The organism is Mailhella massiliensis, from assembly GCF_020741395.1.
GTDB lineage: Bacteria > Desulfobacterota > Desulfovibrionia > Desulfovibrionales > Desulfovibrionaceae > Mailhella > Mailhella massiliensis_A.
Genome location: NZ_DYZA01000086.1, coordinates 1 through 19,114 on the forward strand (window position 1 = coordinate 1; position 19,114 = coordinate 19,114).

Here is a 19,114-nt window from a genome sequence, read left to right on the forward strand (position 1 = left end):
GCAACGGGGAAGGTATCCGTACCTGAGCAATGAGAAAGCATGCGCGGCCCGGGGAACCCCTTCATACCCATCATCCCTGAGAGACTCCTTTGTTATTATATAATTATGCGATTGTATTACCATGTGATACAATTTTATTTTAATAATTTGATCCGTGCAGAAAAATAGGCAAGAACTAATTTATTTTCATAGAAATTTGTTGAAACAGAATCGCGTATCTGTCGGGATGTATTGATATGGGAAATACGAATTTCCTGTATTCTGCGTATCCTGTGGCGATGATTTTACCCAAACACCGCTCATTCATCAAAACCGGATGTAACGGCCCCCTCCTGTGTGCTGACGCCGTTTTGACCGTATGCCCGTCCCCCCCGTAGGGCTGGATAAAAATAAACAAACAATCAGAGTCCATTACGAAAATTCGTTCCGGTAGAGTAGTACAAGCATACGCTCCAGCGGCTTTTATGGAATCATCTTTCCATAAACAAAAAAGACCATGTAAAAACATGGCCTTGCTTATGATCATATGTAAAGTGGTACCCGGTGCGGGGCTCGAACCCGCAAGCCCTCGCGGGCGAGGGATTTTAAGTCCCTTGCGTATACCAGTTTCGCCACCCGGGCACGCCTCTTTCGTATCAGCACAGGCAAAAGAACTCAAGGAAAACCTTGGCCTTCCTTCCGGCTAAAACGCCCTTTACCGATGCTCCCGCCTCCTCTTGCCAAGAGCGGCGGGAGCTTCTATCCTGAAACCAAACTTCGGCCTTTCAGGAGCTGCCATGACTTTTTTCGATAAAGCGGTTCTGCATTTTTCCCGTCTCGGCCCGGCCGGCCTTTCCCCCTGGGCTCCCGGCACGGCGGGATCCTTCCTTGCCCTCATCATAGCCCCCTTCGTATATCTCCCCCTTTCCCTGCCGTGGCGCCTTGCGGTTCTGGCGTTCCTGTTCGTGGCTGGCGCTCTCGCATCCTCACGCGCGGAAATACTGCTGAACCGGCAGGATCCGGGCTGCGTGGTCATTGATGAGCTCGTGGGGCAGTGGATAGCCATGCTCGGCCTCAGCGCCTTCTCCTTGGACTCCACGGGAAAGGATATCATCTTTCTTCTGGTTCCCTTCTTTTTCTTCCGCCTTTTCGATATCCTGAAGCCCTGGCCCGTACACGCTTCGGAAAGCTGGCTGCCTGCGGGCTGGGGCATCATGATCGACGACGTTCTGGCAGGCATCTGGGCGCTTTTGTGCGTAAGCGTCGTCATGGCAATCATCAACCTTGTCTTCCCCGGTGTGCTTACCTTGTAATGTCATGAAATATCTTGCCATAGACTACGGGCTCAAGCGTGTGGGCATTGCCGTCTCCGATATGGACGGGAACTTCGCCTTCCCCCGCTGTACCCTGAAAAGGGAAACCAAAGCGACCTTCTTTGCCGCTCTTCTGGCTCTTCTGGACGAAGAGAAGGCGGAAGCTGTCGTAGTAGGGCTTCCCCTGCATACCGACGGTACGGAGTGCCTCACTACGGTGCAGGTGCGGCACTTCGTGGAATCGCTGAAACGCCGCACGGCTCTGCCTGTCTACTGGATGAATGAAGTCCTGAGCAGCGCGGCCGCAGAACATGAACTTTACGATTTCGGCATGGGATACAGGGATGTGAAAAAGGTGGTGGATCAACAGGCCGCCGTCCTCATTCTTGAAAGCTTCCTCAACCAGCCGGAAGAAAGGAGATTGCGGGCATGAGCCAGGAACACCCCTCCCCCACGCCTGAAGAGAAAGAAAACACGCAGCCTCAGCCGGAAACAGGGCAAGACTCGCAGCCTTCCCCTGTGAAAAAAAAAGGGCACATGCTGCGCAATATCTTTCTTCTCGTTTTCCTGCTCATGCTCTGTGCAGGCCTCTATGTGTGGCACGACGCCCGCTCCTTCCTCGATACCGCGCCGGAAACACCGGGCACAAGCCTCATTGTAGACATAGAGCCGGGCATGACTCTGGCTCAGGTGGCGGATATGCTGCAAAAGAAAGGCGTCGTCACAAATTCCCTCCGTTTCCAGCTTCTGACAATGTATAAGGAGAAAAGCCGCAGCCTTCAGGCCGGTCGCTTCCTGGTACATACCGGATGGCTGCCGGAAAAGGTGCTGGACATGCTGGTTTCCGGCAAGACCATGCTCTACCGCCTGACCATACGTGAAGGCCTGCCATGGTGGGATGTAGCCCGGCTGGTGGAGGAGGGTGGCTTCTGCAAGGCTTCGGACTTCACTTCCGTCATCCACGATCCGGAATTTCTCCGCCACTGGGGTATACCCTTCGATTCCGCCGAGGGTTTTCTCTTCCCGGAAACCTATCTGTTGCCGCGCCCGCGCGAAATGAACAGAGAGGCAGCCCGCGCCGTGGCCAACCGCCTGGTGGAAATGTTTTGGAAACGGGCGGACAGTCTCTGGCCGGATAAAAAGCGCCCCCCTTCTCAGGAACTCAAAAAACTGGTCATCCTCGCCTCCATTGTGGAAAAGGAAACCGGCCTCCCTGAAGAACGCGCCCGCGTAGCGGGCGTATACGTCAACCGCCTGAAACGCGATATGCTCCTTCAGGCCGATCCCACCGTCATCTACGGACTGGGGCGGGCCTTTGAAGGACCGCTTTTAAAAAAACACCTGGAAAACGAACACAACCGCTATAATACCTATCAGAACCCGGGGCTCCCCCCCGGCCCCATCTGCTCCTTCGGGACTTCGGCGCTCAAGGCCGCCATCAACCCCGAAAAGCATGAGTACCTCTATTTCGTAGCCACGGGGCGCGACAGGGGGCATACCTTTTCCAAAACCCTAGCCGAACATAACCGCGCCGTACGCGAGTACCGGGCAGCCCTGAGGCGTAACAAAAAATAACACACAGGCGCATGTTCCGGCAGCCTGGTCCAGCCTCGAAGTCAAAGGAAAAGCGGCCCCGGCCGCTCCCGATCAGACCTCAATATATTTTCCACAAAAACACGGCCACAAGATGAAACTTTTCTTCCACCTTGCTTACACCGTAGCCTGCCTTTTCATGGTCGGACTTTGCCTAATCGTGTTGAAAGCCTTGGGCTTCTTTACTCTGTAAGGCTCCGGGTACAGGGCAGATCCGCACGCCCTGCCTTCTTTGACTCCAGCAAGTCTCTTGATCACAAGACGGAAACATAAGGGCGGATTCTTCCGAATCCGCCCTTATATTTCCCCTTTTCACAGTCCTTTCTATTGTCCCATGCCTGCCATGAAGGCGGGAATTTGAGAAACCAGCGCAAATTCCAGAATATACAGGGGGAGAAGCGCCAGCACCGTACGCACCCAGGAGAGACGCAGAGCAAACTTGCAGCCGATAAAAGATGCGGCTGCGAACCAGACGGAGGCGATGAAGCTCCCCACCATGGGCACGATACACAATACCAGCGGAGCTGCACTGTAGCACACCACGCGCAGCGTAGTGGCAAAATCAGCCCTGTCGGGCTGCACCATGCGGATCATGAGATGATAAAGCCCGGCCAGTATCACGGCCTGGAAAATGGAAAAGAACGGCGTGATCAAAAGCATGAGCGGCAGGTTCATACTCTGCATAAGAGTTTCCGCCATGGCCAGCACCTGCGGATCCGTGGCCGTGGTAGTCAGCTCCTTGAGGAACTTCATGGACCACAAGCGGGAGGCAAGCATCTGAAAAAGGCTCAAAAGCACAAAAAAGAGTATGGGACGAATGACGGAAAAGTTGCAACGCACATGGCGGAAGAAATCCGGCGCATGGAAGAGCACTCCGAGAAGCGTGCGCGAAAAGCTGCCCCAGAAACCGTAATATTCCGGGCTTTCCCAAGGAGCGCCGTCGGGGCGGCCGTCACTTCGGGAAGAAGATTCCTCCCGCCCCTCGTCATACTCGCGCACATGTTCCCGTATGCTCTGCCAGTGCTCCCAGAACCCGGAAGGCCTGTGAGGGGCCTTTTTTTCCTCGGGCTCATCCTCCTTGCGTTCGACAGGCTCCTTTTTGCCGAACTCGGGAATCTGAGCGCCGGGGGGAAGGGGATCGTCCCCTTCCTGCTCCGTGGAAAGATGCGGTACCGGGGCCTGCGGCTCCTTCACAGAGGCATCTTCATGCGCGGGGACGGCGGGAGCCCCCTCACGGGAGGAAACGGCGCTTTCCACGGCCTGAGCCTCGGGCGGCATCTCTTCCTCCGGCAGCGAGAAATGGAATACGCTGGAACAGCGCGGGCAGGTCACTTTATATTTCTTGCCGGGCCGGATGGAGGCCGTGGGCACGTCGCGACGGAAACGGCAGGAAGGACATTCAATAATCATGGCAACCTCACAGCATCTTCACTTTTTCCACTATAGGCCTGCCGCCGGGCAAGGGCAAGGCGCAACGCGCCTCTTTCCTCAGGGAAGCATCATCTCCTCATCCATCATGCCGAGGGAACGCAGATGCAGGTAGATCCGCGCCGCAGCCATGGCGTCGGAAGCGGCGTTATGATGGTTGAGCTCCAGCCCGAGATAGGCGCAAACATCGTTCAGCCGGTGATGAGGCAGGCGAAGCATCCGGCGCGATCCCTTCACCGTGCAGACAAAGGGCACGGAAGGGGGGCAGAGGCCGAAGGCCCGGCAGCATCCGTAGAGCACCCGCCGGTCGAAGCTCGCGTTATGCGCCACCAGAAGCCCGGCGTCCCGCAGGAAGGTCGAGATTTCCGGCCACAGCTCGACAAAGCTTCTCTCGCCTTTCAGCATGTCCCAGGTCAGCCCGTGTATTTCGGTAAAATACACGCGGGGGCGGGGCGGCCGTATGAGGCGGTACCAAGTGTCCGCCACCTGCCCGCCCTCCATGCGCACCATGCCGAGAGCGCAGGCGCTGTCGGCATACTTGTCGGCTGTTTCAAAATCCAGGGCCACCACTGCCGCCATATCACGCGCTCCTGCCGCGCAGCACTCTCTTGTCGCCCACGCGCATGGTGAGCTGCTCCTTGTCGAAGTGTTCAAGCAGGGCAATGCCGTTTTTGCGCGATATGCCCGAAAGGTCGCGGAAATCCCCCGGCGTTATTTCGCTGTGGGCGAGAAGGAAATCCCGCACTTTCTGCCGAAGCTCCTCCATGACGGAAGAGAGGTAGTAAAGGTCTTCCTTGATTTTCACGAGCGCGCCCTCTGCAACAAGCAGCTTGAAAATAGGCTGCGCCTGCCTTGCGCTGATGCCGAGTTCCGCGAAGAGCTCGGTATGGTTGGGCGGCATGAGAGGCGTGGCAAGATGCGCCTTGAAAAGGGTTTCCTTCAAAGCCTGCTGGTCGTCCGCCAGGGAAACTTTGTGCCCCGGCAGACGCAGAAGCTCGCCCTCGGCAATGAGTTTGCCCGAACGAAGGAGCCTCTCCAGCACATAATGCGCAAGCTTGGGCGGAACGCCCGCTCCCATGCCCGCGAGTATGACGCCCTTGGCCATGCCCTGCTGCAGCGGGTTCTTTGTATGGAAAACCTGTGTGGCGGCAAGGGCGCGCTCCATAAGCTTGTCCAGCCATACGGGGGAAATCCAGCACCTGGCATCCTTGTCCCAGCAGAAAGCCCCGCCCTTGCCCGACATGGCCTGAATCTGTTTCTCAAGCGCCTTTCCGCCGAGGTCGGTGAGGATAGAAAGATCGGAAAGCGTGGCCCCGAAGCGCCCGGCAAGCTCCAGCTGCACGGATATGCGCGTTTCCGCGTCGGCCTCGGGCAGGGAAAGCAGCCTCTCCCGCATGGCTTCACTTATGTGGCTGCGGCGCGGGGCCGTGTCCAGAGGATAGAGGATGGAGCCGCCCGCCACGGTACGCAGGGGCGAAAAGGCCCGCACGATGCAGCGGTCGGCGAAGACGCCGGCCACGGGTTCGGAAAAATGCGCTTCCGCCAGGGCCGTATCCCCGGGTTCCAGGCGGTCGCGGTCGTAAAAATACAGGCGGGCCGCAAGTTCCCGCGCACTGTGATGGAAATGGATCTCGCCCCTGTGACGAAGCCCGCGCGGGGAAGATTTTAGACAGGTGAGCTCCACGATCCAGCGCCGGGAATTCTTCATGGCCCCCACATGGGTGACCACGTCGCCGCGGCTTATGTCTTCCACAGAAAGGCCGTGCAGGTTCAGGGAAATGCGGTGCCCGGCCTCGGCCCTTTCCTGCCCCTCGCCGTGGCTCTGTATGCTGCGGATGTGGGAACGCCTGCCGCTCGGCAGAAGCTCCACCTCATCCCCGCAGGAGGCGGAACCGGAAACAAGAGTACCCGTAACGACGGTACCATGCCCTTTGAGGGAGAACACACGGTCCACCGGGAGCCGAAACAGGTCGGAACGACGGCGGGGCTGACGGCGGCTCTGCTCGGCCATGGCGGCGCGAAGCGCGTCAAGCCCCTCCCCGGACACGGAAGAGACGGGGAAAATGGGCGCGCCTTCCAGAAAGGTACCCCGTAAAAAGTCCCGCACGTCCTCGGTGGCAAGCTCCAGCATCTCGGCATCCACCATGTCGATTTTGGTCAGCGCCACAATGCCGTGCCGCACGCCTAAAAGCGTGCATATTTCCAGGTGCTCGCGCGTCTGCGGCATGACGCCCTCATCGGCGGAAATGACGAGCAGCACGAAGTCGATGCCGGAGGCCCCGGCCACCATGGTGCGCACGAAACGCTCATGGCCGGGCATGTCTACAATGCCCATGCGTTCGCCGCCCGGAAGGTCGACATAGGCAAAGCCCAGTTCAATGGTGATACCGCGGCGCTTTTCTTCGCCGAGGCGGTCGCAATCTATACCCGTAAGCGCCCTGATAAGCGAGGTCTTGCCGTGGTCGATGTGCCCGGCGGTTCCCATGATGACAGACATGACGGCTCCTGAAAAACATTCCTGGGAAAGGCATACGATACCCGCCCCCGCCCTCAAGAGCAAGAGGCAAGAGCATGTGAAGCGGACATGGGCGGCGCTTTACCCAAGTTAAACTTGACTTGCGGAGGAAAGTTGCGTAACGGTTCTTAGTTCCAAGTCATAAGAACAGGAAAGACGATGTTTGAAAGCCTGACAGACCGACTCTCCGGCGTATTCCGCAATCTCAGCGGCCGCGCCCAGCTCACGGAATCCAACATCCAGGACGCTCTGCGTGAAGTACGCCTCGCGCTTCTTGAAGCCGACGTGAACTTCAAGATCGTCAAGGAGTTCGTGGATCGCGTGCGCGAGGCCGCGCTCGGCGTGCAGGTCATGAAGGGCGTCACTCCTGCGCAGCAGGTCATACAGGTGGTGCACGACGAGCTCGTCAAGCTGCTCGGCGGTGAAGACACCGGCTTGAAACTTCAGGGCGCGCAGCCTGCGATCATCCTCATGACCGGCCTTCAGGGCTCGGGTAAAACCACGTCTTCGGGCAAGCTGGCCCTGCTTCTGCGCAAGCAGAAAATGCGTCCCTACCTCGTCCCCGCCGACGTGTACCGCCCCGCCGCTATCGACCAGCTCCGCACGCTGGCAAAGCAGCTCGACATTCCCTGCTTCGATTCCACCGTGGACATGAACCCCGTGGATATCGCCCGCGCGGCAGTGGAAGATGCAAAGGCCCGGCAGTGCACCGTAGTCATTATCGACACGGCCGGCCGCCTCCATGTGGACGAGCCCCTGATGCAGGAGCTTGTCTCCATCAAGGGGGCCGTGCATCCGCAGGAAATCCTGTTCGTGGCCGACGCCATGACCGGTCAGGACGCCGTTACCGTGGCCGAGTCGTTCAACGACCATCTCGGCATCACGGGTGTGGTCCTCACCAAGATGGACGGCGACGCCAGAGGCGGCGCTGCTCTCTCCATCAAATCCGTCACGGGCGCACCGGTAAAATTTGTCGGTATGGGTGAAAAGCTTTCCGAAATGGAAGTCTTCCATCCCGACCGCGTTGCGGGCCGCATCCTCGGCATGGGCGACGTGCTCACCCTGCTTGAGAAGGCGCAGAGCGAAATGGAAGCCGAAGAGGCCGAAGCCCTCGCCAGAAAGATGCAGAAGGCCAAATTCGACCTGGAGGACTTCCGTACCCAGATGCGCCACATGCGCAAGCTCGGTTCCCTGGAATCCCTTATGAAGATGATCCCCGGCCTCGGCGGCCTCGCCGGCAAGCTCGGGGACATGAGCGGGCATGAAAAGGAGCTGAACAAGACGGAAGCTATCCTGAACTCCATGACCAGTCAGGAGCGCCGCAACCCCGATATCATCAACGGCAGCCGCAGAGCCCGCATTGCGAAGGGTTCCGGCACGCAGGTGCAGGATGTGAACATGCTCCTGCGCCAGTTTGAGCAGATGAAAAAAATGATGCAGTCCATGATGCAGCCCGGCAGGCGCACGCCCCGTATTCCCCAGGGCATGATGAACCGCCTGGGCGGCATGGGCGGCATGCCGGGCTTGGGTGGTCTGCCCGGCATGGGCGGACTGCCTGGAATGGGCGGCATGCCGGGCCTTCCCGGCGGCGTGCCCGGAATACCTGGCAGCGGGAAATCCGCTACCAAGAAGAAACGCGACAAGCAGAAACGCAAAAACAAAAAAAGGTAGCCCCGCTGCCTATCCCTATCAGGAGTGAGATATGTCCGTTAAAGTGAGAATGACCCGCTCTGGTTCCAAGAAGCGCCCCTTCTACCGCATCGTGGCCATCAACAGCGACAGCCGCCGCGACGGCCGCCCGCTGGAATTTCTGGGCTACTACAACCCCAACACCAACCCCGGTACCCTGAGCATCGACAACGACAAGCTCCAGGCCTGGGTCGGCAAGGGCGCCGAACTGTCCGACACCGTGCGTACCCTCCTCAAGAAGCTGGGCAAGTAAGGTCTTTCCGGCAAAGGCTCGATCCCGTCTCCCGCTTCGGCGGCGGACGGGTTTTCGAGTTTAAACACCGGACTGCCGCCCTGCATGCGCAGGAGGTACTTCTCGCCGCCGTGGCGAAGGAAAAGTCCGGCAGGGAGTTTCCATGCCGCAGACCGGGGCCTGCCGGGGAGTACGCCCCGCATCCGGCATAAAAGCACCCCCGCGGCCAGGAACGCTTTCCCTCAGTATCCGCGCGGAGGCAGAAAGCGGCCCGCATATCCGGGCGCTTCCGCGGTCTGCGGGCCTCGCCACGCCGGAGGCCGGCAAGGCGGACTCCCGGGCGCATACGTTTCCCCGTTCTTTTTCACGGGCGCGCGTCAAACCGTGCTTTGTGCGCCCTCTTCAACCATTGACCTGTCAGAAGGGATGAGGTTCGAAACAGGGAAGCCGGCCGATGCCGAGCCGCGCTTCTCTTCCCCGCAAGACCTCCTCTCCCCCAGGGAGGAGCATCATGTTCAGGCATTTCAGCCGGCAGGAGGCGCGCAATCTCGCCCTCCTCGCCGTTCCCGTTTTTCTCGGCCAGATAGCGCAGATAGCCATGTCCTTTGTCGACACCGTCGTGGCCGGACGCTCCAGCTCCGTGGACATGGCCGCCGTGGCCGTGGCAACCTCGTTCTGGATTCCCGGCATCATGTTCGGGCAGGGGCTCATCATGGCCATCACGCCGCTTGTGGCGCAGGCCCTCGGCGCGGGCAACAGAATGAAGAGCAGGCATTTTCTGCGTCAGGGCCTGTGGCTGGCCCTCGCCATATCCGCCCTGCTCATGGGCATCTTCTTCACCATAAGCTCTACCATCACCTTCTGGGGCAGGATGGACCCTCTGCTGGCGAAAAAGACCTCGGAATACCTCTTCGCCGTACTCTTCGGCGTGCCCGCGCTCATGCTCTTTGTCGTGCAGCGCTGTTTTCTGGAAGGGCACGGCAGGACGCGCCCCGCCATGGTGGCGGGTTTCGTGGGGCTGGCGCTCAACGTGCCGCTCAACATCATCTTCGTGTTCGGCAAGTTCGGCCTGCCCGCCATGGGCGCCGCAGGCTGCGGCCTGGCCACGGCCATTCTCTTCTGGTTCATGGCCGCGTCCATGATGTTCTTCGTGCGGCATACCGACAGGGCGGCCCTTGCCGTGGAAAAGCCCTCCCCCGCCATTTTGAGGCGCATGGTGCGCATCGGCCTTCCGGGGGCCTTTGCCATGCTCAACGAAACGGCAGCCTTCGCGCTCATCGCCCTCATCATCTCGCCTCTCGGCGTCACCTCCGTGGCCGGGCATCAGATAGCCATCAATGTAAGCGCCTTCGTATGGATGTGCCCTTTTTCCATAGGTGCGGCCTCTACTATCCGCATAGGCACACTGCTCGGCGCGGGCGACATTGCCGGGGCCAGACGCGTTCGGCTCACCGCGCTCACCATCACCATTGCCATGGCCTGCGTGCTGGCTGTGCTCATTTATCTGATCCGGTACCCCGTCGCCGCCCTGTATAACGACGATGCCGCCGTCATTCAAATGGCCAGCCTGCTCCTCATCTGCGAAGTGTTCTATCAGTTCCCCGACGGCGTGCAGACCAACACGCTCTGCGCCCTGCGCGGCTGGAACGACACGCAGGCCATTTTCTGCATATCCTTCATCGCCTACTGGATCATAAGCCTGCCCCTTGGCTGGGTACTGTGTATGACCGACATTCTCACGTCAGAGCCCCTGGGAGTGCTGGGCTTCTGGATAGCGCTCATTTTCGGCCTCAGTGCGGCAGGGCTCCTCTACCTCATACGCATCCATAAACTGGAACACCTTTCCGTGGAAGGAATGAAAAAGAAAATAGGGCGATAGCCGCTCCTGCAACGGGTTCGGGCGGCCTCGCATGCCCGTCTTCGCGCCGGCGTTTCCCCCGCCGGCGCTTTTTTCAGCAAAGACGGCATATTCCCGGACAGAAGCGCTCGAACGATACCCGGAGGGACCCTCACGCCATAGAGAGCAGACAACTATATTGACATAATACATCGTACGGCACTACGATGAGCGCCACAACAAACAAAGGAGGCGAGCATGAGAAGCGATATCATCAAAAAAGGGATATCCGCCGCTCCGCAGAGAGCGCTGCTCTATGCCCTGGGAATAACGGAAAAGGATCTGGAGCACCCGTTCATCGGCATCGTCAGTTCCCGCAACGACATTGTTCCCGGGCACATGCATCTTGATACGATCACGGAAGCGGTAAAGCAGGGCGTGGCGCAGGCCGGCGGCATCCCCTTTGTTTTTCCCGCCATTGCCGTCTGTGACGGTATTGCCATGGGGCATGACGGCATGAAGTTTTCCCTGGTGACGCGGGAGCTCATTGCCGATTCCACGGAAGCCATGGCCACGGCGCATCCTTTTGACGGGCTGATATTCATCCCCAACTGCGATAAGAATGTTCCCGGCTTACTGATGGCGGCGGCACGGCTCAACCTTCCCTCTCTCTTCATCAGCGGCGGCCCCATGCTCGCGGGAGAGGAGGAAGGGAGGAAAATAAGCTACTCCGATATCTCCGAAGCGGTAAGCGCCTGTAAGAGCGGCAGGATGCAGGCCGACGCCCTTTCCGCCCGCGAAAAGGCCGCCTGCCCGACCTGCGGCTGCTGCTCCGGCATGTTTACCGCCAACACCATGAACTGCCTCACCGAGGTTCTGGGCATGGCCCTGAGCGGCAACGGCACGACTCCCGCCGTCTATGCGCAAAGGCTCCGCCTGGCGAAAGAAGCCGGCAGGCGTATCATGGAACTGGTCAGACGTAACGTCAGGCCGAGGGATATCATGACCAGGCAGGCTTTTCTCAATGCGCTGACGGTGGACATGGCCCTGGGCGGCTCAACCAACACGCTGCTTCATCTTCCCGCAGTGGCGCATGAGTGCGGCCTGGCCCTGGATCTGGAAACTGCGAACGGGATATCGGAAACAACGCCGACGCTCTGCCGTCTCGCCCCCTCAGGGCGCCACTATATGGAAGACCTGCACAGGGCGGGCGGCATACCGGCCGTCATGCACGAACTCGCCCGGGCCGGCCTCTTGCATACGGACTCTGCGACATGCAGCGGAAAGACTATCGGCGAACTCGCGGCGGAAGGCGAAGTCAAAGACCATGATATCATCAGGAGTATCGACAATCCCTACAGCGCGACGGGAGGAATAGCCGTCCTCAAAGGGAATCTCGCGCCGGAAGGATGCGTCGTCAAGCGTGCCGCCGTCGCGGCAAACATGATGCAGCACAGAGGACGGGCCCGGGTATTCAACGGCGAAGAGGCCGCCCTTGCCGCCATATACGCGGGGGATATCCATGCCGGCGAAGTCGTCGTCATCCGCTATGAAGGGCCGAAGGGCGGGCCCGGTATGCGGGAAATGCTCAATCCCACATCAGCCCTCATGGGAAGCGGCCTGGGAGACAGCGTCGCACTTATCACCGACGGCAGGTTTTCCGGCGCAACCCGCGGGGCGGCCATTGGGCATGTCTCGCCGGAAGCGGCAGCGGGAGGGAACATCGCTCTGGTGGAGGAAGGAGACCTCATCGAAATAGATATTCCCGGGCACAGGATAGAGGTCCTGGTCTCCCGGGAAGAGTGGGAAAGGCGTAGGGAGCAGTCCGCACCGTTTGCGCCGAAAGTCACGCAGGGATACCTGGCACGATATGCAAAACTGGTGTCCTCAGGCTGCCGCGGAGCCGTACTGGAATGAGGTTTGCAGACAGGCGGCCTCATCTGCAACGCCATGCTATCTTCCCATGGCGCTCCGCCCGGGATGCGAGAAAACATGGAGAGCGCCCGCGTGTACCGCGACGCTTTCCCGATGCCGTAATGTTTTTCCTTTGACTTCCCGTCCATAAAACACGCACAACTTCCGGCAAAGCCGTACGGCCCCTTTCGGACCGCGCGGCTTTCTCTTTTCCCCGGCAACGACACGACATGACACGGATGGGCATTGCCGTGGATGCGGCATAATAGCGCCTGAACAAATCATGCGGAAAGCGCTGCGGCTTGACAGTAAAAGAGCTCTCTTTTATTGTTATAAACTACATAATTAGTTCTTTGCTGCCATAAAATTCAGACAGTTGCGAACGACGCGCCTTCGCCGAGGCGACAGCCTGCATGTGCAGGCCGGATTCCCTGTTTTCATACCGGAGAAAGGTGCCATGGAAGAAAAAAGACTTTCCGATACTGTCGCCGATGCCATTTTCTCCATGATTACCATAGAGAAAAGGTTTGCCGCGGGAGACAAGCTGCCGAATGAAAATGATTTGTCTGAAGAGCTCGGCGTCAGTAGAACCACATTGAGAGAAGCCGTCAGGATTCTGGCGGCCGGCAATATTGTGGAAATCCGGAGAGGAAAAGGCACCTTTGTCAGAGAGGATTTTGCCGCGCATCCGATGGCGGAGCTTTCGCCCCTGGCTTCCGCAAAAGTCAACGCCGATGATCTGTATGAAATGCGGCTGATTTTTGAGCCCGAAGCGGCATACTATGCCACCTTGCGCGCAACGGAGAGCGAACTGCAGCGTATTATGGCCCTTGGCGAAAACATCGAACAACTCATACGGGCACATAAGGACAGAACGCTTGAAGAGCAGGCTTTTCACCGTTCCATTGCAAAAGCCACGCACAATGCCTTCATGAATGAACTCATGCCCGTCATTCAGGAGGCAATCAATAAGGGCGTGACGCTCTCGGCAAAGAAAGACCTTGTTGAGGAAGACACGATTTCCGATCACAGGATGCTGATGAACTTTATGAAAAACAGAAACGCGGAAGGCGCGCGTAATGCAATGCGTATCCATATTCTGCACGCCATAGAACAGCTTGGACTGAAGAAAGACTCTTCACCGGCGTAACCGACTACTCCCCATCGGTAAAACGCAGGCCATGCAAAAGCAACGGCCGGCACACTGTTGCGGAAAAACGACGCTGGAAAAACATTGCCCGCCCCATGCATCCACTCTCCTTCCGCGGATCTTCCTCCGCGCCGTTTTCGCCAGGCACGAAAAGAGCGCTCCAGGTGCTGCCGCCGCCAACGGCCAGTCCGTGATCTGCGGCTGCAACTACCGCCTTTTCCAAGACAACATACCCCGCCATGCCCTGCTTTCTGCCGAACAGCTGAAATAAAGAAATGGAGGATTGGTTACCTGTTCTGTTCTCACACGGCGAAAACGCATCCTTTTTTCCCTTATTTCAGGGATTCCCTCCGCTTCCGCCTCCGCACTACTTTTTCCATGAAATGACGTGCCTAAAAAAACAGGCTGCCCGCATGTACGCGGGCAGCCTGTTCCATAACCCCTTTCGGGCAGAGTTACTTGATAGCATCCTTGAGCGCCTTACCGGGAAGGAACTTCACAACGGAGCAGGCGGGGATTTCAATCTTCTCATTGGTGCGAGGGTTACGCCCGGTACGCGGCGCGCGCTTGACAACCTTGAAGCTGCCAAAGCCCATCAAGGTGATGGAATCGCCGGAAGCGAGGCACTCGGAGATGGCGGAAATCACAGCGTCCAGCGCTGCTTCCGATTTTACTTTCGTCTCAAGGCCGCTCTTGGCGTAGATCTTCTCGACCAGTTCAGCTTTCGTCATGGTTTCACTCTCCCAAGAATTTTTTGACTCTTTCACTGAGTCACTTTTCAGTAGAATGAGAATCCCCGCATGTCAAGCTTAGCTCTGCTAACCTGAGAAGATTTTTATGAAAAAGCCTTTCGACTCATCCCTTCTCCATCATGCCCCAAAGCCGAAAACACAAGCGCCGCAAGCCTTGGGAAACTACTTGCCGCCTTCCCGACGGGCCTTAGTATTCACCCATGTCAGTTCGTGCTTGTTGCACGAAAGATGCACGACTCGCGAACCGGGAATGTCGCGGAAGGCCTGCACCACAGCATGATCGGTCGCTCCCTGGAGCTTGATGGTGCACACGAAATTCCCTGCGGCCCCGGCTTCCAGCCATTGTTTCACCGTGCCGAGAAGCCTCTCCGGGTAACAGGCCATGTCGGAAAAAAGCCAGTCCACATAGCCTGCCGTCTGCGGCTCCAGACCGAAGCCGCTGCCCAGACAATGATCCACGCCCTTCATGGCCGCCACGCGCTTTTCTATGGGCGACTTGTCGATGCTGAACACCTTCGCGCCCAAGCTTGCGAGAACCCACGTCCAGCCTCCGGGCGCAGAGCCCAGATCCACACAGAGCTCGCCCGCCTGCGGAAAGCAGTCAAAAAGCGTGAAGGTCTCCCACAGCTTGAGATAGGCACGGCTCGGCGGGTTCACGCGGTCTTCCTCAAAGCGCACTTCTCCGTCGGGAAAGGCAGAAGAACACTTTGCGGAAACAAGCAGCGTGTCGTGATCCCACAGCGTCCACGCTCCCAGAGGAGAGGACGGGGCCTTCTGCCCGAATACGAGCGGCCTTGCCTTCACCGGAGGAAGCTGCGCCTCGATGAGTGCGGCGCGACGGTGGAAGTCCACGGGGTGCAGCTTCCAGTTCCTCTGTATGGATTTGAGCACGCGCACGGCCTCGCCCACAGAGGCAATAGGCTGGAAAAAAGGCTCAAGCCAGATGTTCTGCGCCCATGCGGAAGGAAACAGGCCTTCGGCAAGCACAAGATTGCCCTTCACCTCGACAACGTGCACATGGTGAAGGGCAAGTTCTTCCAGAAGATCCTGCTCGAAGCCCTTCGCCGCCACATACGCGATGAGCGGCTTACTTGACATTGGGGAACAGCTCCGCGGCCATTTCGCGCAGCTTGTATTTCTGCACCTTGCCGTTGGCCGTTTTGGGGAACTCCTCCACCACGGCAACATAGCGCGGAATTTTGTGCCAGGCTACGCGCCCGCGGCAGAAGTCGCGCACATCCTCCGGCCTTACACTGCATCCTTCACAGGGGATAAGGAAGGCCGCCACATCCTCGCCGTAGCGGCGGGAGGGAATACCGAGCACCTGCACGTCGCGAACGGACTCCATTTCCAGCAGAAATTCCTCGATTTCGCGAGGGTAGATATTTTCGCCGCCGCGCACGATCATATCCTTAATGCGGCCTGTGATGCGAAGGTAACCCTCCTCGTCCATCACGCCGAGATCGCCGGTATGCAGCCAGCCGTTCTTGTCGATAGTTTCCGCCGTGGCTTCGGGCATATTGAAATAGCCCTTCATCACATTGTAGCCCCGGCAGCAGATTTCCCCCTGTGTGCCGCCGGGCACGGGCTTCTTCGTTACCGGATCGCGCAATTCCACTTCTATACCGCCCAGGACTCTCCCTACGGAGCGACAACGGTGATCGTCGCTTTCCGTGATGCCCGTCATGGTAATGACGGGGGAGCACTCGGTAAGGCCGTAGGGGATGACCACGGCCTTCAGGTTCATGGCTTCCATGACCTGCCGGATGAGCGGTTCCGGGCATACCGAGCCGCTCATGAGTCCGAAGCGCAGGCTCGAAAAATCGTACTGGCTGAAGCGGCGGTGGCCAAGCATGGAGATATAGGTGGACGGCACGCCGTACACACCGGTGCATTTTTCATCCTGAATGGCTGCCATGACCCTTTCAGGAGAAAAGGTCTCCGTAATGACCATAGTGGAACCGTGGCTCACACAGGCCAGGACGCCCACCACACAGCCCAGACAGTGGAAAAGCGGCAAGGGAATGATGACACGATCCTCTTCCGTGAGCTCTTCGCGCTCGCCCACGCACCAACCGTTGTTGCCTATGCCCACGTGGGTGAGCATAACGCCCTTGGGAAAACCGGTGGTTCCGGAAGTGTACTGCATATTCACCACATCGTAGGGCTTCACCCCCGCCTTGCGGGCCTCGTATTCCTCATCGGAGATTTCTTCGGCCCGGTTCAGGATCGCAGAAAGAGGCAGGACGCCCGGATGCGGAATATCCTTCAGGCTCATGACGCGGCGCAGATAGGGGAACTTTTCGCAGTGCAGCTCTCCCTCGTGCTGATCCTTGAGATTGGGAATGACCCGGTACAGGGCCGACACATAGTCGTAATCAAGAAATCCGTCGATGCAGAAGAAATTTTCACATTCGGACTGACGGATAAGATATTCAAGCTCACTGTCGCGGTAATTGGTGTTCACCGCCAGAAGCGTGGCCCCGATGCGGGAGGCCGCGAACATGAGCGACACCCAGTTCGGCACATTGGTGGCCCAGAGGGCTATTTTCTCGCCGGGCTTGACGCCCAGCGCCATCAGGCCCCGTCCCAGCCTGTCCACAGTATCGGCAAACTCGCTCCAGGTCTGCCGGTAATCGTGCCCTACATACACAAGGGCCTCACGATCAGGAAAACGCCTGACGGTTTCGTCCAGCATTTGGCCGAGAGTGCGTTCCTGCAACATAAATTCTGACATATTCCGTTCCTTTACACGCGGAAATTCCGGGACCGCAGGCCGGACGGCCGGACAGCCTCCGCCATAGGAGCAAACTTCGATAGGGAAGTTCCCCGGCGGAATCCGCCGCTCCGTTTTTTGCGGAGTATCCTCTCCCGGCGGATTCCAGAGCCATGATCCTATGTTATTGCCGACTCATTCTCAAGGGAAAAAGCGGCCCCGCCCCTGCCGGGAAGGGCCGGAGCTTTCCTTTAGCGGCAACGGGGGCTATACTTCCGGCCGGAGGAAGCATGAAGGCAAGGCACATATATATTCTCACCGGACAGGTTCAAGGAGTGGGTTTTCGGCCTTTCATCTACAGGGAAGCCGTGAAGCTTCACCTCACGGGCTTTGTGGGCAACACTCCCGAAGGAGTGCGCATCGAGGTGCAGGGGGATGAGGAGCCGCTTGCCGCCTTCGCGCGATTTCCCGAGCATCTGCCGCCCCTTGCGCGTATCGCATCCCTCTCGCGGAGCGAGGCAGCACCCCTGCCGGACGAAGAAGCCTTCCATATTGAACAAAGCTCGGGCGGAGGACACCGGGGCCACAGCGTACTGGTCAGCCCCGACGTGGCCCCCTGCGAAGAATGTCTTGCCGACATGGCAACCCCGGGAAACCGCCGCTTCGGCTACGCCTTCACCAACTGCACGAACTGCGGGCCGCGCTACACCATCACGCGCTCCATCCCCTACGACAGGCCGGCAACCAGCATGGCCTGCTTCCCCCTGTGCGCGCCCTGCGCTGAAGAATACCACAACCCTCTCGACCGGCGCTTCCACGCCCAGCCCAACGCCTGTCCGGACTGCGGCCCTATGCTCTGGCTGGAGACGGCGGACAACTCCCCGGCCGCTCCATGGCCGGAACACACCCCCTTCCCCATGCACGCAGAAAGAAAGGAACGCTACGGCCTTACCGGAAACGCGTGCATGGGCAATGCCGCCATACCGGCCCTCCTTATCGCGCTGAAAGAGGGACGTATCGCCGCCATACGGGGCCTCGGGGGATTCCACCTCGCCTGCGATGCGCAGAACGCTCAGGCCGTCGCCGAACTCCGCCGCCGTAAGGCAAGGCCGCACAAGGCCCTTGCCGTCATGGTGGCGGATGAGGAAAGTGCCTCCCGTTTCGCCCGCATAAGCGAAGACGCGCGCGTACTGCTCACCTCCCCCGCGCGCCCCATCGTCATCTGCCCGCGCAAAAAGGCCTCCTCCGAAGAAAAAAATGCCGGACTTCTGCCCGACATTCTCGCGCCAGATACCGCAAGCATCGGCCTCATGTTGCCTTCCACACCGCTCCATTACCTTCTCTTCCATCCTGAATGGGCAGGAGGAAAAAAGGAAGACGTCCCGCAAGCCCTGGTCATGACTTCGGGCAACCCGCACGGCGCGCCGATATGCCTCGGCAACCGAGAGGCAAAAAAGCGCCTCGGCTCCATGGCCGACCTTTTTCTTTTTCACGACCGGGATATCCTTGTGCGCGTGGATGATTCCGTGGTGTTTCCCGCCGAAGAACAGCCGGGAGGACACGGCCTTTCTCCCGTTCCGGAACTCATGGTGCGAAGAGCACGGGGCTTTGTCCCCTCCCCGCAGAAACTTCCTCCGAGAGCCTCCCGCAGGGCAAAGGACTGCGTATTCGCCGCCGGGGCCGAGCTCAAGCACACATTCTGCCTCACCCGGGGGGAAGAGGCTTTTGTAAGCCAGCACATCGGCAACGTGAGCCTGACGGAAAACCTCGCCTTTTTTGAGGAGACGCTGCGCCACCTGCAAAACCTTCTGGAAGTGGAGCCCTGCCTTGTGGTGCGCGACCTGCACCCCGATTACCTCTCAAGCCGCCTTGCGGAAAGATTCTCGCAACAATACGGCCTCCGACAAGTCACGCTCCAGCATCATGCGGCGCACGTCTGCGCCGTCATGGCGGAACACAGCCTGAATGAACCGGTGCTCGGCCTCGCGCTGGACGG

At 58.9% G+C, this 19,114-nt stretch carries 15 protein-coding genes and 1 tRNA gene; 9 read left to right on the top strand and 7 right to left on the bottom strand.

Going from position 1 to position 19,114, the window contains the following annotated elements:
* Window positions 1-534: 534 nt before the first annotated feature.
* Window positions 535-621 (bottom strand) — tRNA-Leu (locus K8W16_RS04620).
* Window positions 622-776: 155 nt separating this feature from the next.
* On the opposite strand from K8W16_RS04620, the gene K8W16_RS04625 reads away from it, so the two are divergent.
* The 3 genes from K8W16_RS04625 to mltG are packed head-to-tail and all read left to right on the top strand — an operon-like array spanning window position 777 to window position 2,867.
* Entirely contained in the window at window positions 777-1,292 is a 516-nt protein-coding gene (locus tag K8W16_RS04625) for a phosphatidylglycerophosphatase A (RefSeq protein ID WP_304121535.1), read from the top strand.
* Window positions 1,293-1,296: 4 nt separating this feature from the next.
* Window positions 1,297-1,725 (top strand): Holliday junction resolvase RuvX, encoded by a 429-nt coding sequence (gene ruvX, locus K8W16_RS04630; protein ID WP_304121537.1) that lies wholly within the window; start codon window positions 1,297-1,299, stop codon window positions 1,723-1,725.
* On the top strand, window positions 1,722-2,867 hold the full coding sequence (gene mltG / locus K8W16_RS04635; RefSeq protein WP_304121539.1) for an endolytic transglycosylase MltG: 1,146 nt from the start codon (window positions 1,722-1,724) through the stop codon (window positions 2,865-2,867). The genes ruvX and mltG overlap by 4 nt, the downstream gene beginning before the upstream one ends.
* A gap of 342 nt (window positions 2,868-3,209) precedes the next feature.
* Here the strand turns inward: mltG and K8W16_RS04640 are convergent, their stop codons facing one another.
* The 3 genes from K8W16_RS04640 to selB all read right to left on the bottom strand — a co-directional run bounded on the left by K8W16_RS04640 (window position 3,210) and on the right by selB (window position 6,810).
* Window positions 3,210-4,295 carry a YIP1 family protein gene (locus K8W16_RS04640; RefSeq protein WP_304121541.1) on the bottom strand — a complete coding sequence of 362 codons (1,086 nt, stop codon included), beginning with the start codon at window positions 4,293-4,295 and terminating at the stop codon, window positions 3,210-3,212.
* A 78-nt stretch (window positions 4,296-4,373) separates the two neighbouring features.
* Entirely contained in the window at window positions 4,374-4,892 is a 519-nt protein-coding gene (locus K8W16_RS04645; RefSeq protein WP_304121542.1) for a 3'-5' exonuclease, read from the bottom strand.
* A gap of 1 nt (window position 4,893) precedes the next feature.
* Window positions 4,894-6,810, bottom strand: coding sequence for a selenocysteine-specific translation elongation factor (gene selB, locus K8W16_RS04650; protein WP_304121544.1), 1,917 nt, complete (start codon window positions 6,808-6,810; stop codon window positions 4,894-4,896).
* 177 nt (window positions 6,811-6,987) lie between these two features.
* Between selB and ffh the strand changes: the two genes are divergently transcribed.
* The 5 genes from ffh (at window position 6,988) to K8W16_RS04675 (ending at window position 13,650) form a co-directional block, all read left to right on the top strand.
* Window positions 6,988-8,499, top strand: coding sequence for a signal recognition particle protein (ffh, locus tag K8W16_RS04655; protein WP_304121545.1), 1,512 nt, complete (start codon window positions 6,988-6,990; stop codon window positions 8,497-8,499).
* A gap of 31 nt (window positions 8,500-8,530) precedes the next feature.
* Window positions 8,531-8,770: a 30S ribosomal protein S16 gene (gene rpsP, locus K8W16_RS04660; RefSeq protein ID WP_077072122.1), complete on the top strand. Its 240-nt coding sequence runs from the start codon at window positions 8,531-8,533 to the stop codon at window positions 8,768-8,770.
* A 490-nt stretch (window positions 8,771-9,260) separates the two neighbouring features.
* Window positions 9,261-10,628, top strand: a complete 1,368-nt coding sequence (locus K8W16_RS04665) for an MATE family efflux transporter (protein WP_304121546.1) — start codon at window positions 9,261-9,263, stop codon at window positions 10,626-10,628.
* A gap of 216 nt (window positions 10,629-10,844) precedes the next feature.
* Window positions 10,845-12,503 carry a dihydroxy-acid dehydratase gene (ilvD, locus tag K8W16_RS04670; protein WP_304121548.1) on the top strand — a complete coding sequence of 553 codons (1,659 nt, stop codon included), beginning with the start codon at window positions 10,845-10,847 and terminating at the stop codon, window positions 12,501-12,503.
* Between the two features lie 454 nt (window positions 12,504-12,957).
* The gene (locus K8W16_RS04675) at window positions 12,958-13,650 is read left to right on the top strand and encodes a FadR/GntR family transcriptional regulator (protein ID WP_304121550.1); all 693 of its coding nucleotides are present in this window, start codon (window positions 12,958-12,960) and stop codon (window positions 13,648-13,650) included.
* A 455-nt stretch (window positions 13,651-14,105) separates the two neighbouring features.
* Here the strand turns inward: K8W16_RS04675 and K8W16_RS04680 are convergent, their stop codons facing one another.
* The 3 genes from K8W16_RS04680 to K8W16_RS04690 all read right to left on the bottom strand — a co-directional run bounded on the left by K8W16_RS04680 (window position 14,106) and on the right by K8W16_RS04690 (window position 17,139).
* Window positions 14,106-14,381, bottom strand: coding sequence for an HU family DNA-binding protein (locus K8W16_RS04680; protein ID WP_077072119.1), 276 nt, complete (start codon window positions 14,379-14,381; stop codon window positions 14,106-14,108).
* Between the two features lie 183 nt (window positions 14,382-14,564).
* On the bottom strand, window positions 14,565-15,500 hold the full coding sequence (locus K8W16_RS04685) for an SAM-dependent methyltransferase (protein WP_304121553.1): 936 nt from the start codon (window positions 15,498-15,500) through the stop codon (window positions 14,565-14,567).
* A complete protein-coding gene (locus K8W16_RS04690) occupies window positions 15,490-17,139 on the bottom strand; it encodes an AMP-binding protein (protein ID WP_304121554.1) in 1,650 nt (549 codons plus the stop codon). Before K8W16_RS04690 ends, K8W16_RS04685 begins: the two co-directional genes overlap by 11 nt.
* A 269-nt stretch (window positions 17,140-17,408) precedes the next feature.
* Between K8W16_RS04690 and K8W16_RS04695 the strand changes: the two genes are divergently transcribed.
* A partial coding sequence (locus tag K8W16_RS04695; protein ID WP_304121556.1) for a Sua5/YciO/YrdC/YwlC family protein occupies window positions 17,409-19,114 on the top strand: 1,706 nt, incomplete at its 3' end.